Origin of the sequence: Lacibacterium aquatile, from assembly GCF_042683105.1 — a bacterium.
In the GTDB taxonomy this organism is placed as follows: Bacteria; Pseudomonadota; Alphaproteobacteria; order Elsterales; family Elsteraceae; genus Lacibacterium; species Lacibacterium aquatile.
In genome coordinates this window covers 1-14,873 of record NZ_JBHUIP010000022.1, presented here as the reverse complement: position 1 = coordinate 14,873, position 14,873 = coordinate 1, and the positions used below count along the sequence as shown (strand labels likewise).

The 14,873-nt window shown below is 61.2% G+C and carries 16 protein-coding genes; 7 read left to right on the top strand and 9 right to left on the bottom strand.

The window, feature by feature from the left end; all coding sequences use genetic code 11:
• Window position 1: 1 nt before the first annotated feature.
• Window positions 2-1,459, bottom strand: coding sequence for an Asp-tRNA(Asn)/Glu-tRNA(Gln) amidotransferase subunit GatA (gatA, locus tag ACFSM5_RS22095; RefSeq protein WP_379879142.1), 1,458 nt, complete (start codon window positions 1,457-1,459; stop codon window positions 2-4).
• Window positions 1,459-1,746, bottom strand: coding sequence for an Asp-tRNA(Asn)/Glu-tRNA(Gln) amidotransferase subunit GatC (gene gatC, locus ACFSM5_RS22090; RefSeq protein WP_379879140.1), 288 nt, complete (start codon window positions 1,744-1,746; stop codon window positions 1,459-1,461). The genes gatA and gatC overlap by 1 nt, the downstream gene beginning before the upstream one ends.
• A 177-nt stretch (window positions 1,747-1,923) precedes the next feature.
• Here gatC and ACFSM5_RS22085 point away from each other — a divergent pair, with 177 nt between their 5' ends.
• Window positions 1,924-3,105 carry an adenosylhomocysteinase gene (locus ACFSM5_RS22085; RefSeq protein ID WP_379879138.1) on the top strand — a complete coding sequence of 394 codons (1,182 nt, stop codon included), beginning with the start codon at window positions 1,924-1,926 and terminating at the stop codon, window positions 3,103-3,105.
• Here the strand turns inward: ACFSM5_RS22085 and ACFSM5_RS22080 are convergent.
• Together ACFSM5_RS22080 and ACFSM5_RS22075 are read right to left on the bottom strand one after the other, a co-directional pair.
• Window positions 3,092-3,706 carry a LysE family translocator gene (locus tag ACFSM5_RS22080; protein WP_379879136.1) on the bottom strand — a complete coding sequence of 205 codons (615 nt, stop codon included), beginning with the start codon at window positions 3,704-3,706 and terminating at the stop codon, window positions 3,092-3,094. The two genes, ACFSM5_RS22085 and ACFSM5_RS22080, sit on opposite strands and share 14 nt — an antisense overlap.
• On the bottom strand, window positions 3,703-4,155 hold the full coding sequence (locus tag ACFSM5_RS22075) for an Lrp/AsnC family transcriptional regulator (protein ID WP_379879134.1): 453 nt from the start codon (window positions 4,153-4,155) through the stop codon (window positions 3,703-3,705). The genes ACFSM5_RS22080 and ACFSM5_RS22075 overlap by 4 nt, the downstream gene beginning before the upstream one ends.
• Before the next feature lie 290 nt (window positions 4,156-4,445).
• Here ACFSM5_RS22075 and ACFSM5_RS22070 point away from each other — a divergent pair, with 290 nt between their 5' ends.
• Window positions 4,446-5,372 carry a hypothetical protein gene (locus ACFSM5_RS22070; protein WP_379879131.1) on the top strand — a complete coding sequence of 309 codons (927 nt, stop codon included), beginning with the start codon at window positions 4,446-4,448 and terminating at the stop codon, window positions 5,370-5,372.
• A 145-nt stretch (window positions 5,373-5,517) separates the two neighbouring features.
• On the opposite strand, the gene ACFSM5_RS22065 is transcribed toward ACFSM5_RS22070, so the two are convergent.
• From ACFSM5_RS22065 to ACFSM5_RS22055, 3 genes are all read right to left on the bottom strand, one after another.
• The gene (locus tag ACFSM5_RS22065; RefSeq protein ID WP_379879129.1) at window positions 5,518-5,886 is read right to left on the bottom strand and encodes a TfoX/Sxy family protein; all 369 of its coding nucleotides are present in this window, start codon (window positions 5,884-5,886) and stop codon (window positions 5,518-5,520) included.
• A 55-nt stretch (window positions 5,887-5,941) separates the two neighbouring features.
• The gene (locus tag ACFSM5_RS22060; RefSeq protein ID WP_379879127.1) at window positions 5,942-6,382 is read right to left on the bottom strand and encodes a hypothetical protein; all 441 of its coding nucleotides are present in this window, start codon (window positions 6,380-6,382) and stop codon (window positions 5,942-5,944) included.
• Between the two features lie 163 nt (window positions 6,383-6,545).
• Window positions 6,546-7,691, bottom strand: a complete 1,146-nt coding sequence (locus ACFSM5_RS22055; RefSeq protein WP_379879125.1) for a hypothetical protein — start codon at window positions 7,689-7,691, stop codon at window positions 6,546-6,548.
• Window positions 7,692-7,757: 66 nt separating this feature from the next.
• On the opposite strand from ACFSM5_RS22055, the gene ruvX reads away from it, so the two are divergent.
• Together ruvX and ACFSM5_RS22045 are read left to right on the top strand one after the other, a co-directional pair.
• Complete coding sequence (gene ruvX, locus ACFSM5_RS22050; RefSeq protein ID WP_379879122.1) at window positions 7,758-8,222, top strand: Holliday junction resolvase RuvX; 465 nt, start codon at window positions 7,758-7,760, stop codon at window positions 8,220-8,222.
• Entirely contained in the window at window positions 8,219-9,139 is a 921-nt protein-coding gene (locus ACFSM5_RS22045; protein WP_379879120.1) for an AEC family transporter, read from the top strand. The genes ruvX and ACFSM5_RS22045 overlap by 4 nt, the downstream gene beginning before the upstream one ends.
• 3 nt (window positions 9,140-9,142) lie before the next feature.
• On the opposite strand, the gene ACFSM5_RS22040 is transcribed toward ACFSM5_RS22045, so the two are convergent.
• Window positions 9,143-10,684, bottom strand: coding sequence for a Rieske (2Fe-2S) protein (locus tag ACFSM5_RS22040; RefSeq protein ID WP_379879118.1), 1,542 nt, complete (start codon window positions 10,682-10,684; stop codon window positions 9,143-9,145).
• Window positions 10,685-10,816: 132 nt separating this feature from the next.
• Here ACFSM5_RS22040 and ACFSM5_RS22035 point away from each other — a divergent pair, with 132 nt between their 5' ends.
• Together ACFSM5_RS22035 and ACFSM5_RS22030 are read left to right on the top strand one after the other, a co-directional pair.
• Window positions 10,817-12,046, top strand: coding sequence for a CaiB/BaiF CoA transferase family protein (locus ACFSM5_RS22035; protein ID WP_379879116.1), 1,230 nt, complete (start codon window positions 10,817-10,819; stop codon window positions 12,044-12,046).
• A 252-nt stretch (window positions 12,047-12,298) separates the two neighbouring features.
• A complete protein-coding gene (locus tag ACFSM5_RS22030) occupies window positions 12,299-13,405 on the top strand; it encodes a TRAP transporter substrate-binding protein (protein WP_379879114.1) in 1,107 nt (368 codons plus the stop codon).
• 56 nt (window positions 13,406-13,461) lie between these two features.
• Here ACFSM5_RS22030 and ACFSM5_RS22025 read toward each other — a convergent pair whose 3' ends face one another.
• Entirely contained in the window at window positions 13,462-13,665 is a 204-nt protein-coding gene (locus tag ACFSM5_RS22025; protein WP_379879184.1) for a hypothetical protein, read from the bottom strand.
• A gap of 172 nt (window positions 13,666-13,837) precedes the next feature.
• On the opposite strand from ACFSM5_RS22025, the gene ACFSM5_RS22020 reads away from it, so the two are divergent.
• A partial coding sequence (locus ACFSM5_RS22020) for an IS481 family transposase (RefSeq protein WP_379879112.1) occupies window positions 13,838-14,873 on the top strand: 1,036 nt, incomplete at its 3' end.

Below are 14,873 nucleotides of genomic sequence, written 5' to 3'. Positions count from 1 at the left end.
CTCACGCAACGATGCTGGGCTTGGCGGAGAAGGCGGCAGACGCCTCCATCACACCGGCGGCCCGGATCACGGTTTCTTCATCGAACGGGCGGCCGAGGATCTGCAGGCCGAGCGGCAGGCCGCCCGACGACAGGCCCGCCGGCACGTTGATGCCCGGAATACCGGCCAGCGAGGCCGGAACCGTGAAGACGTCGTTGAGATACATGGCGACCGGATCTTCCGGCGCGCCTTCGATGCTGAAAGCGGGCGTCGGCGCGGTCGGGGTTAGGATGACGTCGACCTTCTTGAAAGCCTCGGTGAAGTCCTGCGCCACCAGGGCACGGACCCGCTGGGCCTTCAGGTAGTAGGCATCATAGTACCCAGCCGACAGCACATAGGTGCCGATCAGGATACGGCGCTTCACCTCGCGACCGAAACCGGCGGCGCGGGTCAGCTCGTACATATCGTCCAGCGTTTCGCCGGGGACACGCAGGCCATAACGCACGCCGTCATAACGGGCGAGGTTCGAGGATGCCTCGGCCGGTGCGATGACGTAGTAGGTCGCCAGCGCATGCTTGGTGTGGGGCAGCGAGATTTCGACAACCTCGGCACCCGCCGCCTTCAGCCATTCAACACCCTTGTCCCAGAGCGCGACGATTTCCGGATTCATGCCGTCGACCCGGTATTCCTTGGGCACGCCGACCTTGAGACCACGGATATCGCCGGTCAGGGCCTTGGCAAAGTCCGGCACGGCCACATTGGCGCTGGTCGAATCCTTGGGATCAAACCCAGCCATGGAGCCGAGCATGATCGCCGCATCCTCAACCGTGCGGGCCATCGGGCCAGCCTGATCCAGCGAGGAAGCGAAAGCGACGATGCCCCAACGCGAGCAGCGACCGTAGGTCGGCTTCAGGCCGACGATGCCGCAATAGGCACCGGGCTGACGGATCGAGCCGCCGGTATCGGTGCCGGTTGCAGCCATGACAGCGCGCGCTGAAACCGCCGCCGCCGAACCGCCGGACGAGCCGCCGGGAACCAGCGTCGGGTCCCAGGGATTGCGGGCCGGACCGTAATAGCTGTGGAGGTTCGCGCCGCCCATGGCGAATTCATCGAGGTTCAGCTTGCCGAGCGAGACGACACCCGCCGCCTTCAGCTTGCCCGACACCGTCGATTCATACTGCGGCACAAAGCCATCGAGGATGTGGCTGGCCGCCGTCGTCAGGGTCCCTTCTGTGCAGAAGAGATCCTTGATGCCGACGGGGATGCCGTCCATGGCACCGGCGTTACCGGCGGCACGGCGGGCGTCCGACGCCTTGGCCTCATCCCGCGCCTTATCAAAGGTCTCGGTGATGAAGGCATTGAGCGAGCGGGTCTTTTCCGCCTGCGCGATATAGGCGTCGGTCAGTTCGACGGCCGTGAATTCTTTTGACGCCAGGCCCTTCAGGGCGCCGGCAACACTCTTGTCGAGAAGCCCGGTCATTATTCAACCACCTTCGGCACGGTAAAGAAGCGGCCAACGCCGTCGGGAGCGTTCTTCAGAACCTTTTCGTTCTGATCCTGCTCGGTCACCACGTCTTCGCGCATGGGCAGCTTCATCTGCACGACGCGCGCCATCGGTTGCACGCCGTCGGTATTCACTTCGTTCAGTTGCTCGATCCAGCCCAGAATACCGGAAATTTCAGTGGCCAGCGGCCCCAGCTCGTCTGGCGTCACGCGGATGCGGGCCAGCTTTGCCACCCGCTTCACCGTGTCCTTATCGATGGACATGCCTTGATCTCTTTCTCTTGCAACAAACGAAGATCTATCTAAGTCCCGATGGTTAGCATTGGCAGGGGTACCCTCGCAACGCCGCTCGACGGGGATGCTTAAAAAGCCGAACGAAACTTTGTCCATCCGGTCAGGAGTTAGGCTAGGGTCCATACTCCCGTATCACGAGAGTATCCCATGACCGACCTGCCGCCTTCCCGCATCAAGGACATCAGCCTCGCCAGCCGGATCCCGGAGGGGGAACTGGCCTGGATGGAGAGGCTGTACCCTGTCACCCACGCTGCGGGACGTGAGATTGCGGGCCGCGATTTCAAGGGCCGGACCATTATCGTCAGCGGTCATCTGCTGCTGGACAATATCTGCGTGACCCTGCCCTTGCTGGATGCCGGGGCGCGGGTGTTGGCGATTGCCTGTAACGAGGATAGCACCGACGACCGGGCCGCAGCCTATCTGGCTGCGAAGGGCGCCCATGTGCTGGGCTGGTCGGGCATGACACCGGCGGAGCGCCAGGAACTGGTGAAACTGGCTGCCTCCGTCGATGCCGATGTGGTGTCGGACATGGGGGCGGAAGTCACCGTGGCGATGGCGGCGCGCGGCCATCAGCCCTGGGGGGCGCTGGAGGCGACGACGACCGGGCTGCATGTGCTGACCGAGCATAAAACCGTCCCCTTCCCTGTTTTCGACTGGAACTCGATCCCGCTGAAAGACGCGCTGCATAACCGCTGGCATGTGGCCGCCACCTGCTGGCCGACGTTCGAACAAGTGACCGGCATCAATCTTTTTGGCCGCAAGGTGCTGGTAGTCGGCTTCGGCCCGGTCGGTCGCGGCGTCGCCCAGCGTGCCATCGCCCTGGGGGCGACGACGCTGGTTGCCGAGCGCGATCCTGTCCGAATGCTCGAAGCCCAGCATTTCGGCTGCATCCCCTCCACCCTTGAGGACGGTCTCGCCGCGGCCCGTATCGTGGTGACGGCCACCGGACGGGCCAAGGTGATCGACGACAGCCACTTCGGCTGGCTGCGCGACGGCACAATCCTGTTTAACGTCGGCCATGGCAGCCGGGAGATCGATGTCGATGCTCTCGACAACCTGCCGCGCAAAAACGTCCGCCCCTGGATCGATGCCCATCAGTTGCCCGGCGAGCGCTCGGTCTATCTGCTCAATCGCGGCAGTCTGCTGAACCTTGCGCCCGGCAGTGCCGCTTTTGGCGCCGACCTGTTCGACCCCTTCGCGGCGATCATCCTGCGCGGGATCGAATGGCTGCTGGATGGCGGCGCCAAGGACTTCGCCCCCGGCCTGCACGGCTTCCCGATCCAGATCGAGCGGGAGATCGCGCAAGCGACGATTGCTAGCCGAAAATAGCACGGCCGATCATCGCGATTCCGAAGGCAGCAAGCCCCAGGCTCGCGACACCATTGACCCACTTGAGGCGGTCCGGTGTCAACCAGTGGGCCAGCCGGGAGGCAGCGGCGGCGATGGAGAATTTCCAGACCACCGTCATGGTGCCGATCCCGGCTGCCACCATCATGCCCGGCGCAATCTCGCCCTGGGCCATGCCCATCGAGGCAAAGACTCCGGCGAAGAACAGGATGGTGAGCGGGTTGGTCATCGTCAGCAGGAAAGTCGACAGATAGATCTGTGCGCCCGCCCCCAACTGTGCCGGGGCAGGCGGATTGGTGCGCTTCAGCCAGCCCTTGAGGCCAAACCAGATCAGCATCGCCCCGCCGATGATGCGCATCGGCCCCGCGATTTCACCGAGCAGATGCCCCAAGGCGCCGAGGCCCAGCGCCGCCCCCACCGCATAGACAACATCGGCGGTCGCAGCGCCCAACCCGACGGCCGCCCCGGCGGAAAAGCCGCTGCTCATGGCCTGCCGCATGCAGAGCAGACTGATCGGTCCGACCTGGATCGCCAGCAGCACACCCATGGCAAGACCATCGAGATAAGCGGACCAGAGGCTCATGATAGATCCATCGGTAGGGCGGTGGTTTCCTTGGGCGAGGACAGCGCGATCATGGTGAAGCTGCGCGTGATGCCGGGCGCAGTCTTGATCCGCTTCTGCATCAGGCGTTCGAGATCGGCCATGGAGCGGGCGCGAACCTTCAGCAGATAGGACCATTCACCGGTGACGTGGTGAACCTCCTGCACTTCCCCGATCTGCGCCATCGCCGCGACGAAGGGCTCATCGTCATCCGGCTTGCCCAGCAACACGAACAGGAAGGCCGTGACGTCGAACCCCAACGCCTTCGCATTCGGCACCGCCTTCACGGCAAAGGCTCCCGCCTCGGTGAGGCGCCGGACGCGCTCGTTCACCGCCGAAACAGAAAGCCCCACCGCCTCGGCAACCAGTGCCTGAGCAGCACGGCCATCGGCCTGGAGAGTTTCAATAATTTTCCTGTCAATATCGTTCATAACAGGAATTTTTCATGAAAAATATGATTTGTAAAGGATTTTCGCCAAATTCCTTTCTTCGGATAGATAAGCTGCAAGTCAGACAGATAAGATGAAAACCAACACCCCCAAAACATGAAAACGGGGAATCTTCACCAAAGTGGTGCAACTCATCTAAATCATCGCCTTAGCCGCTAGACGGACAGATAAGATGAAAATTGTTGCGGGTTTCGGCCTCATCCCGATGGCCTCCTGACCGCCCCTGCCCGGCCTCGCAAGTCGCGGATTGCAGGCCAGTCCGTGAGTTGGGATTGCGTCGCCAAGCCTATGCTTCCGGTAGAAACTCCCATAAGCTGATCTCTGAAAATGAGATTGGTGGATCATTGCCGACCCAGACGCCTAAGCGACGAGTACCGCCTGAAGCCAAACCGCTCATCTGGGCTGGTGCCTTGGCTGCCGGTTATCTCTTCGGTCTGCATCCGTTCAGCGGGCCGTTTGGCGGTATAGCCTTCTTCTTTTTGGGGTGGCTGATCCCGACCACGGTCCAGATTCTTTCGGCTTTCGGTATCGCCTACCTATTCCCTGGCGGGCTCTATCGGCGGTCCCTAATCTTCGTCGCGGCTCTCATCGCCGTTATCGTTCTGCCCAGCGCAGGCAGACTGATCGAATGGGCACGATCTGACCCGGTGGTCGAGATGGCGGTTGCCGGAGATGGTCAGGTGCTGTCGAAGCCGCCTGGAGATATCCGCACGTCATTGGTGATCTACGACAGCCCTTGGCTATCTCGGTGGACCTTCGGCGGCAACGAAGCTTGTGGGTGCCTTTATTTCGAGACCTCCGATGCCTCGAACTATCTGCACCATCTCGACAATCTGATTTTCAAATCGGGGCTGAGAGATCGGTTCGGGAGCGCGTCAGCTCGGAAGAACCTTCCGCAGGGGCTTCTTTTGATCGAGCACGTCGAGGAAGACGGGGCAAGCCGGTTCAACCTTGTGCTCTCTGTTTATCGGAATGACGGCTTGATCGGGGTGTTTCGCCACAAGCATCTGCCGAAATCGCTCATCGTTCAGAAGCCGGGACTTAGCTGGAAAAATCTGCATGAAGATTTCCTGAACCGGGCGGGCGATATGCTTTTGCGGGCAAGCCTACTGAACAACATGCTTGCTCGTATTGGCCCGACCTATTTCCCGGAGAGGGAACTGACCGAGTTTATCAGGAAGACGATGCTTGCTTCGTAATTCAGTGGATGGCTATTCACCGCCACCACCGATGAGACCGATCTTAAGCCTATTGCGCAGACAGTTCACACGGCCCGTCCACACAAGATCCTCGTGCTTAACCCGAGGACGGCGAGGTTCCATAGGGGAAACGAACCTCTCCCCCCTACAAAAACGGATTGTCGCTCGGCAGTTTCGGCTTCTTTTTATCCGGCTTCGCGCGTTTGCGGCGACGAGCCTCGGCAAGCGCGCCCTCAAGCCAGGGCTCCAGATGCACCCCGTCCGGCGCTAGCGAATAGCCGAGCGCCACGCGCTTGCCTTCGCGCATATAGGTGAAGAGTGGCAGACCCAGGGCTTCGAATTCACTGCGATTACCGGGACCGCTTTTCAGATACAGCTCTCCGCCAGAAACCAGCGCTACCATTAGGCCGTCGAGATAGACGCCATAGCCACCGAACATCGGCCGCGCCCGCACAGGCCCCAACGCAAAAGCGCCTGCCTCGATGCGGGCAAGCAGATCGGGAGAAAGCGGCATAGGATCACCTACTGGCAGCCGTTTAGGACGGCGCCGAGCATAGAGGCGATAGAATTCAGTCGCGATGCTTTTCGAGAATACGGATCGCGTCGCGCACGGTTTCCACCGTCGAGTCATTGGTGAAAGCCAGCAGCGGATAAAAGACCTTATCCTCCTCGCCCATGACCTCGGCTCGCTTCAGCGCAGGTAGCAAGCGGCGGCCATATTTCCCCATGGCCATGCTGGCACGTGCCGCCTGATAGCGCACCCCACGCGAGGGGTTGGTCAGCAGAGGCTGCATTCGGTCGATCAACGCCGCGTCCCGCGACGTCCAATCGATCTTCATGGCCAGCAGCCGCATGCTGTCAGCATCCCGCCAGCTCTGCAAATAGTCACCCGACCCGATAATCCGGTCCACCAACTCGGCCATCTCGCGGCGCGGTTCGATCTCGGTCGCGCTTTCAGCCGGGACAAGACGGAAGAGTGCCAGCACCAGGGCCAGCATTCCGAACGTCACCGCTGTTATCCGCATACCCATGGACAATCGAAGCCTACGCTTGTCTGTAGGCCTCCATTATGGCGCCGGAGTGTTACTGCACCGTCAACGCTTTGCCTGAAACTGAAAAAATTCACGCTGCTGCAACATGTTCCCCGGCCAGTCTAAGACGGGACTTAAATCGTCAAGGCAGGAGTTCGGCCAATTCAGGAAAGCAGGCCAGCGGACGGATTTCCGAGGGGAATTCAGCGCATTTTTCTTCTCGCTCCACCCCAGCCAGTTCGTCACCACCTTCCAGAGACCAGATGGCGGCGGCGATTAACGTGCGTGTCATCGGTGCCGGGGGCATAGGAGCATACTCTTTGGTGTATGCGCCCCTGTCTCCTTGGGCCAACGCTTGCCGCAGAGAAGCCGACGTGTAACGCGCAGGTGCGCCAACAGCCATAAGTGCCAGCGCACCATAAGCACGCACCTGGGCGATTTGATCGAACGTCAGAGCCTCGATCCGTTTTATGAGGGCCAGGTCCGCCCTGCCCCAAACAATATGCTCAGCGGCGTCCCGAAGGTGGCGGGCAGAAATTATTTTGGAGCGCGAATCGGCGGTTTCATCGATCTGGTCGAGGAGAAGGCCCACTCCGTCACGGCTTATCGCCACCGGACTCTTTTGCAGATCCAGTGACGAGATCAATCCGGGGATCGAGCATCGCTCAGGAACCCCCGGCTCCCCTATCTCGCTAAGCTTACGGCATAAATGCAGCCGCCCATCGAGCCGCAATCCATCCGCCCCAAGCAATTCCCACATTCCGTAATAATAATATCCTGCGTATAGCGGGACCGGCGCGTCCGGCCCTCCAAGCACGGGGCGAATACGCTGAGGCCTATCCTTTTCTCCCATTGCCAGAGCTTTTACAGCCGTAGGCAAAGTTCGGCGCGCCGGCTCCCCGATAGTCGCTGCCAGCCTGACTGCGATCGACCTTGCATCAAGATTTTCCTCGAACATCAATAACTCGAGCTGATCGACGATCACATCGTCGTCAATCGATGATCGGAGGTCTGGTTTGTCCCGAATATAGTCCGCGATACGTTCTTTATAGACGTGATCCTTGGACGCACTCACTGCGACAAGTAGGTCGAAGATCAATTGTCGGCGGGACATTGGGTTCAGTGAAGCTTCGCGGGGAATCTGCGGAATAACAACAGCCGTCGACCGCAGAGGCCCGCTCATCAGGAAGACATAGACGCTGATACCGGCAAGAAACACAACCAAGGCCGCCACGTCGTATCGGCCAAGGTTTCGATTTTTCTTTGGCCTTAACTCATCACGCTGCATGCCCGCTCCGCCTCACTAGCTCAATCCTATATTCCCCTCCCCCGCGCCGGATGCTACCACAGGTTCATGCCGCTCGTGACCCTGCCCGACCTCAAAGAGATTTTCGCCAAACGACAGCGCCTGATGGGCCTGGATATCGGGACCAAGACCATTGGTCTTGCGGTATCCGATGGCCTGGGCATGGGAGCATCCCCCATGGAGACGCTGATGCGCACCAAGCTCGGCAAGGATTGCGAGAAGCTAGGCAAGCTGGTGAAGGACCGCCAGGTCGGCGCCCTTATCTATGGCCTGCCGCGCAATATGGATGGGTCGGAAGGCGGCAGCGTTCAGCGGATCAAGGATACCGCGGCGGAAATCGATATCCGGCTGAAGCTCCCCTTCTTTTATTGGGACGAGCGGCTGTCGACCGTTGCCGTCACCCGCACGCTGCTGGAAGAGGACATGAGCCGCGCCAAGCGGGCCGAGGTCGTCGACGCACGGGCCGCCGCTTATATTCTCCAGGGCGTGCTGGACCGGCTGCGGCATATATGATCGCGATCCTCGCCGCGCTGATCCCGATCTTCCTGCTGATCCTGGCGGGCTATGGGCTAAAACGTCTACGGTTCCTGCCGGAGCAGGGCTGGCAGTCGCTGGACCGGCTGAATTACTTCGTCTTGTTCCCGGTGCTGCTGCTGACCTCGGTCGGCAAGGCAGAGATCGGGCGGGTGGAACTGCTACCGCTGCTCTGCGGCATGCTGGGCGGGGTTGCCTCGGTCGCCGTGCTGACGCTAGCCTGCCGAAAGCTGATCGGTGGCAGCGGGCCGACATTTACCTCCGCCATGCAGGGCGCCATCCGCTTCAACACTTACGTCACCTTGGCGGGCGCAGCGGGTCTCTGGGGTCCGGCGGGAACCGCGACCATCGCCTTGGGCATCGCTTTTGCCGTACCGCTGGTCAATATCTTCTGTATCGCCACCCTGTTGAAATGGGGTGAGGGTGGCGGCCATTTCGGGCCAAAAACCTTCGTGCTGCAACTGGTGCGCAATCCGCTGATCGTCGGCTGTGTGGCAGGCCTGATCGTCAATCTGGCAGGCGGCTTCCCGACGCTGATCAAGCCTTTCTTCGATATTCTCGCCGCTGCCTCCCTGCCGCTGGGACTACTGTCGGTGGGGGCGAGCCTCGACTGGGAATCGGCCCGCCGGGCCGGGCGCCCGGTTCTCATCTCAAGCGCCTTGAAGCTGCTGGCCTTCCCCTGCATCGCCCATGGCATCGCGCGGCTGATGGGGGCCGATCCCCTGACCCTGGGGATCGTGACCCTGTTCGGGTCGATGCCCACAGCCACCGCCGCCGTGGTGCTGGCGCGGCAAATGGGCGGCGACGTCAAGGCGATGGCCGCCATCACCACGTTCCAGACGCTGGCCGCCTTCGTGACCGTACCGCTGATGCTGGGCCTGCTGCTGAGCCTTTGAGCCCTACACCATTGCCAGGGCCTGATGGGCGATGCGCAACGGATGCCGCTGTTTGATCGGGGCCGCCAGATAGCGGCTGACGGCGGCTTTCAACAGCGAGGCGCTTTCGGGATAACGTGTCATCAACCGCTCCGCCGCTGTCAATGTCTTCAGCCGATGGACCGAGTGGATGAAGCGGCCGTGCCCATGGTCGATGATCGCATCCCAGGGATCGCCGGAAACAGGTCCCTCCAGGTCTTCGGCCAGCAGATATTTGGCATTGCGCCCCAGGAAGCAGCCCATCTGCAAAATGACGGCAGGCCAGAGCGCCGGGTCGGCATCCGCGAGCCGCCGGGCAGCATCGGCAAAGGTCAGCATATGGGTGAAATCGAGCCATCCGACATTATCGGCAGGCTTGATATCGATCTTCAGATCCCAGGCTGGATCGAAGGCGAGCAGCGAGCGTGCCGCCGCCTCGATCTGGGTTGCCAGGATATCCTGCGGGCGATGCTGTCCGGACCAGCCCAGCAGGCAATCGAACTGAGCCTTCAAGCCCAGGCGATGCAATCCCCGCCCGGACAGGCGCGACACCTGCCCCGGCTTCCCCCAAGCAGCGAGCGAGGGCGCATAGGCGCGGAATTCCGGTATCAGATCCTCACGCGTCGCCCGGATGATGCTGCGGGTCAGGCTGGTCAGCAGCGGTTCGACCACCGACGGGTCCAGCCTTTCAACCAGACGAAAGGCAGCAACCGTATAGATCACGCTATGGCCGAAGTCCTGGTAATGCGCCAGCGCCGCTTGTGCGAAAGCCCGGCGCAGATCGCCCATCGGCAGTTCTTCAGCCAGGGCGCCGCGCAACAGGGCAAGCACTGTCGCCTCATCCTGCTTTTCCATCGCGAGGAGAAAGGCATCTTCGTCCCAGGTCCGGCACCCCTGGGCGTAGGGAAAGCGTCTGCCGGAGCGCGATTCATCAGCGATATGCCCCAGCGCCTCGGCCAGGGCAGCCAGCCGTTCCGCTGGATCATCTGCCTTATCGGCAACATCGAGCCAATCGCAGGCACCACCGAAGGCATGGCCCATGCCGTCCTCCAGAAACTCAGCACCCCAGCGGATCCCTCTTCCTATGGCCGCCCCGGCATCGCCCGGCAGCGTGCCCAAGCGGGCGATTTCCCGCGCCAGACGGCTATAGTCGTTATCGGCCAGCGCCTGCTCGATATTATACAGCCGTTGCGCCCGCTGTTCGGCCACCGGCGCCTCCAACACCTCGATTTCAACCGCCCCCTCGACGGCGCGAACGGGATAACGGGTTACCCGGTCGCCACCGATCAACGTCTCCCCGCTATCCAGATCGAATTTCCAATTGTGCCATTGGCAGGTCAGCACGCAGCCCTCCTCGGCGAAGGTCCCCTCCGACAAAGGATAACCCTCATGGGGACAGCGGTTGTCGATGGCATAGAGGACGCCAGAACGGAGGATCAGCAGGATCTGCCGGTCGGAAATCCGTACCACCCGCTTGCCCCCCGCCGCTTCCAGATCCGCCGCCGTCCCTGCTGCATGCCACGCCATTATCCTACCCTCCAAGTTGGTCTTTATATCCTACTAACGGAGTCAGGTATAAAGGCAACCCCACATGAATTAGGGGTTTTGCAGGATCGGCTTTCGCGCTAGAGCAGAAGGCCGACACGCTTGGGGGACTTGATGAGCGACAGCAATACCGGACCCTTGAAGGGCCTGCGCATCCTGGATCTGACCCGTATTCTCGCCGGCCCCACCGCAACCCAATTGCTGGGCGATCTGGGGGCCGAGGTCATCAAGATCGAACGGCCGGGGGCAGGCGACGATACCCGCAGCTGGGGCCCGCCCTATCATAAGGATGCCGACGGGCAAGATACGAGCGAGAGTGCCTATTACCTGTCGGTCAATCGCAACAAACATTCGGTCGCCATCGATATCGAGAAATCGGAAGGCCAGGCGCTGGTGAAGCAGCTGCTAGCCTCCTGCGATGTACTGGTGGAGAATTTCAAAGTCGGCGGTCTGGCGAAATACGGACTCTCCTACGAGCAGCTGAAAGAGGGATTCCCCCGCCTCGTCTATTGTTCCATCACCGGATTCGGTCAGACCGGGCCTTATGCTCCGCGCGCGGGTTATGACTATCTGGTCCAGGGCATGGGCGGGGTGATGAGTGTAACCGGCGAAGCCGATGGTCAGCCGCTGAAGGTCGGCATCGCTATCGCCGATATCATGACCGGCATGCACGCCTCCGTGGCGATCCTAGCCGCCTTACGCCATCGGGATGCCACAGGTCAGGGCCAGCAGGTGGACCTCGGGCTTCTGGACAGCACGGTGTCCTGGCTGGCGAACCAGGGCATGAATTATCTTGTCTCCGGCAAAGCACCGGGGCGCTTGGGCAATGCCCATCCCAACATCGTGCCCTACCAAGTGTTCGAGACGGCCGACGGCCATATCATCCTGGCGGTCGGGAACGATAGCCAGTTCGCCAAATTCTGTGGCTTTGCTGGTTTAGGCGATCTGGTGTCCGACCCGCGCTTTGCCACCAACCGCGCCCGCGTCGCGGCCCGCAATGACCTGGTGCCAATGCTTGCCGGGGTTATTGCCGCTAAACCGACCGCCCATTGGACGGCGGGGCTGGAAGCTGTCGGCGTCCCCTGCTCGCCCATCAACACCATCGATCAAGTCTTCGCCGATCCCCATGTGCAGGCGCGCGAGATGGTGGTGGAGATGGAGCACCCCCTGACCGGATTGCCGGTCAAGATGATCGGCAATCCGCAAAAATATTCGGCGACCCCGGTCAGCTACCGCAAGGCACCGCCAACCTGCGGCGAAGATACTGTGGATGTTCTGTCTAACCTTCTGGGTCTGCCCACCGATGAAATCGAACGGCTGCGCGACTCGGGTGTAATTGGATAACAGGACAAGCTTGCTGATCAAAAAACCACGGGAATTTGTTGCGAATTCTGTACGCAAACTACTTGATCGCCTAAAAAGTCAGCAATGATGACGTCTTCGCCAGTGACCCCTTGATATAATTAGTCGATTCTGGCGTCAAAACCGTGTTTTTCGGTTGCCGGATAGGGGCTGCATGGTAGAACTATTACCCATTGCTAACCAGACAGCGCCGGACCGCCCGAAGCGCTGCGTCACAATCCCAAGGGGGGACCGATGACTGTTAAACGTCGCGACTTTATTGCTACTGCTACCGTCGGCGCCGGTGCCGCTGCTGCCTCGACCATCGCCGCCCCGGCCATTGCCCAGAGCGCCCCGGAAATCCGTTGGCGCGTTGCGTCGAGCTTCCCGAAGTCTCTCGACACCATCTATGGCGGTGCTGAAACCGTTGCCAAGCGCGTCGCCGAAATGACCGACGGCAAGTTCCAGATCCGCGTGTTCGCCGCCGGCGAAATCGTCCCGGGTCTGCAGGTGCTGGACGCCGTCCAGGCCGGTACTGTGGAAGCCGGTCACACCTGCGCTTACTACTACGTCGGCAAGGATCCGACCTTCGCTTTCGATACCGCAATGCCGTTCGGCCTCAACAGCCGTCAGCAGCAGGCCTGGATGTACCAGGGCGGCGGCGAACAGCTGATGAACGAATTCTACAAGGACTACAACGTCCGCTCGTTCGTCTGCGGCAACACCGGCACCCAGATGGGTGGCTGGTTCCGCAATGAAATCAAGGGCCTGAATGATATTAAGGGCCTGAAGATGCGCATCGCCGGCATCGCCGGTCAGGTGCTGGCCAAGCTGGGTGGCGTTCCGCAGCAGATTGCTGGCGGCGACATCTATCCGGCGCTGGAAAAGGGCACCATCGACGGCGCCGAGTGGGTTGGCCCGTACGACGACGAAAAGCTCGGCTTCTACAAGGTCGCCAAGTTCTACTACTATCCCGGCTGGTGGGAAGGTGGTCCGGCGATCTCCTTCTATGCCAACAACGACAAGTTCAACGAGCTGCCCAAGCACTATCAGTCGATCCTGCAGGCAGCGACGGCCGAAGCCAACAACGTCATGATGGCCAAGTACGACGTCGAAAACACCCTGGCGCTGCGCCGTCTGGTTGCCAACGGCGTGCAGTTGCGCCCCTACAGCAAGGAAATCCTGGAGGCTTGCCACAAGGCGACCCACGAGCTGTATGACGAACTCTCCAAGACCAATCCGAAGTTCGCCAAGATCTACACCGAGTGGAAGAAGTTCCGCGACGACCAGCACCTCTGGTTCCGCGTTGCCGAATACACCAACGACAGCTTCCTCTATCAGATGTCGGCTGCGAAGAAGTAAGCATCCCTATCTGGATCACGAGAAGGCCGGTGGAAACACCGGCCTTTTTGTTTGCCTCATACGAAGGGGAAAGTCTGGTAGAGCTTCCCCAGGCGATCACCATCACGCCGCAAAACATCGATGAGGCGGGGGTCGAACTGATCGGGCCAGGTGCGCCCGTCCCCCTTCAGCATGATCTCCAGCGCCTGATCGTGAGTGAGGCCCGGCTTGTAAACCCGGGGAGAACGCAAGGCGTCATAGACATCGGCGCAGGCGGCAATCCGCCCGCCTTCCGAAATAGCATTGCCGCGCAGTCGATAGGGTGTGCTGAGAGGGATATCACCTGACAGTTATGGCCACACCGGCCCCCACGCGTGGGGGTCGGTGTGGCCATGCCGCTTCTGGCGGTTAGGATGGAGTTGCGACCCTTCAACCTTGACCACAGAGGACGACATGACCACGGAGAAGAAAGTAGCACGCCGCAAGCTGAGCTTGCTGGAATTGGCGGGCGAGCTATCGAATGTCAGCAAGGCCTGCAAGATCATGGGCTATTCGCGCCAACAGTTTTACGAGATCCGGCGCAATTTCCAGACCTATGGCGCCGAGGGTTTGCTGGACCGGCTGCCCGGGGCCAAGGGGCCGCACCCCAACCGGGTGCCGCCCGAGATCGAGGAGGCGGTGCTGGCCCACAGCCTGGATCATCCCTGTCATGGCCCGGTGCGGGTGTCTCACGAATTGGCGTTGCGCGGCATCACCGTGTCGTCGGGCGGTGTGCGCGGCGTGTGGAGCCGCCATGGCCTGCTGACGAAGCACGAGCGCTTGCTGCGCCTGGAGAAGGCTACCGCCGAGCGCACCATCGAACTGACCGAAGAGCAGACCCGCCTGCTGGAGCGTTTCAGCCCGGAATTCCGCTCGCGCCACATCGAAGCGCACTACACCGGCGCCCTGGTGGCGGTGGATACCTTCTTCGTCGGCGCGCTCAAGGGCGTCGGCAAGGTCTATCTCCAGACCGCCATCGACTGCCATTCCCGCTATGCCTGGGCCAGGCTGTTCCCCAACAAGCTGCCGCTGACCGCCGTCGCTGTGATGAACAACGACGTGCTGCCCACCTTCGAGGAGTACGGCGCCGTCATCGACAACGTGCTTTCCGACAACGGCCGAGAGTTCTGCGGCCGCATGGACCAGCACCCCTACGAGCTGTTCCTGCAACTGGAGGGCATCGAGCACAAGACCACCAGGGTCAAGCGTCCGCAATCCAACGGCATCGTCGAACGCCTGCATCGTACGCTGCTGGACGAGCACTTCCGCGTCGAGGGACGCCGCACTTGGTTCGAGACCCTCGACGAGATGCAGACGTGCCTCGATGGCTACTTGGAAACTTACAACCGCCAGAGGCCCCATCAGGGCCGGGGAATGGGGGGCAGGACGCCCCTTCAGGCGTTCATCGACGGCATTCCAGAAAACAGCGAGGTGACCCGCCAAGAAACCG

Excerpts from the sequence above, each read along its gene's own strand:
- gatA (WP_379879142.1), bottom strand. The coding sequence starts at position 1,459 with ATGACCGGGCTTCTCGACAAGAGTGTTGCCGGCGCCCTGAAGGGCCTG.
- gatC (WP_379879140.1), bottom strand. The coding sequence starts at position 1,746 with ATGTCCATCGATAAGGACACGGTGAAGCGGGTGGCAAAGCTGGCCCGC.
- ACFSM5_RS22085 (WP_379879138.1), top strand. The coding sequence starts at position 1,924 with ATGACCGACCTGCCGCCTTCCCGCATCAAGGACATCAGCCTCGCCAGC.
- ACFSM5_RS22080 (WP_379879136.1), bottom strand. The coding sequence starts at position 3,706 with ATGAGCCTCTGGTCCGCTTATCTCGATGGTCTTGCCATGGGTGTGCTG.
- ACFSM5_RS22075 (WP_379879134.1), bottom strand. The coding sequence starts at position 4,155 with ATGAACGATATTGACAGGAAAATTATTGAAACTCTCCAGGCCGATGGC.
- ACFSM5_RS22065 (WP_379879129.1), bottom strand. The coding sequence starts at position 5,886 with ATGCCGCTTTCTCCCGATCTGCTTGCCCGCATCGAGGCAGGCGCTTTT.
- ACFSM5_RS22055 (WP_379879125.1), bottom strand. The coding sequence starts at position 7,691 with ATGCAGCGTGATGAGTTAAGGCCAAAGAAAAATCGAAACCTTGGCCGA.
- ruvX (WP_379879122.1), top strand. The coding sequence starts at position 7,758 with ATGCCGCTCGTGACCCTGCCCGACCTCAAAGAGATTTTCGCCAAACGA.
- ACFSM5_RS22045 (WP_379879120.1), top strand. The coding sequence starts at position 8,219 with ATGATCGCGATCCTCGCCGCGCTGATCCCGATCTTCCTGCTGATCCTG.
- ACFSM5_RS22040 (WP_379879118.1), bottom strand. The coding sequence starts at position 10,684 with ATGGCGTGGCATGCAGCAGGGACGGCGGCGGATCTGGAAGCGGCGGGG.
- ACFSM5_RS22035 (WP_379879116.1), top strand. The coding sequence starts at position 10,817 with ATGAGCGACAGCAATACCGGACCCTTGAAGGGCCTGCGCATCCTGGAT.
- ACFSM5_RS22030 (WP_379879114.1), top strand. The coding sequence starts at position 12,299 with ATGACTGTTAAACGTCGCGACTTTATTGCTACTGCTACCGTCGGCGCC.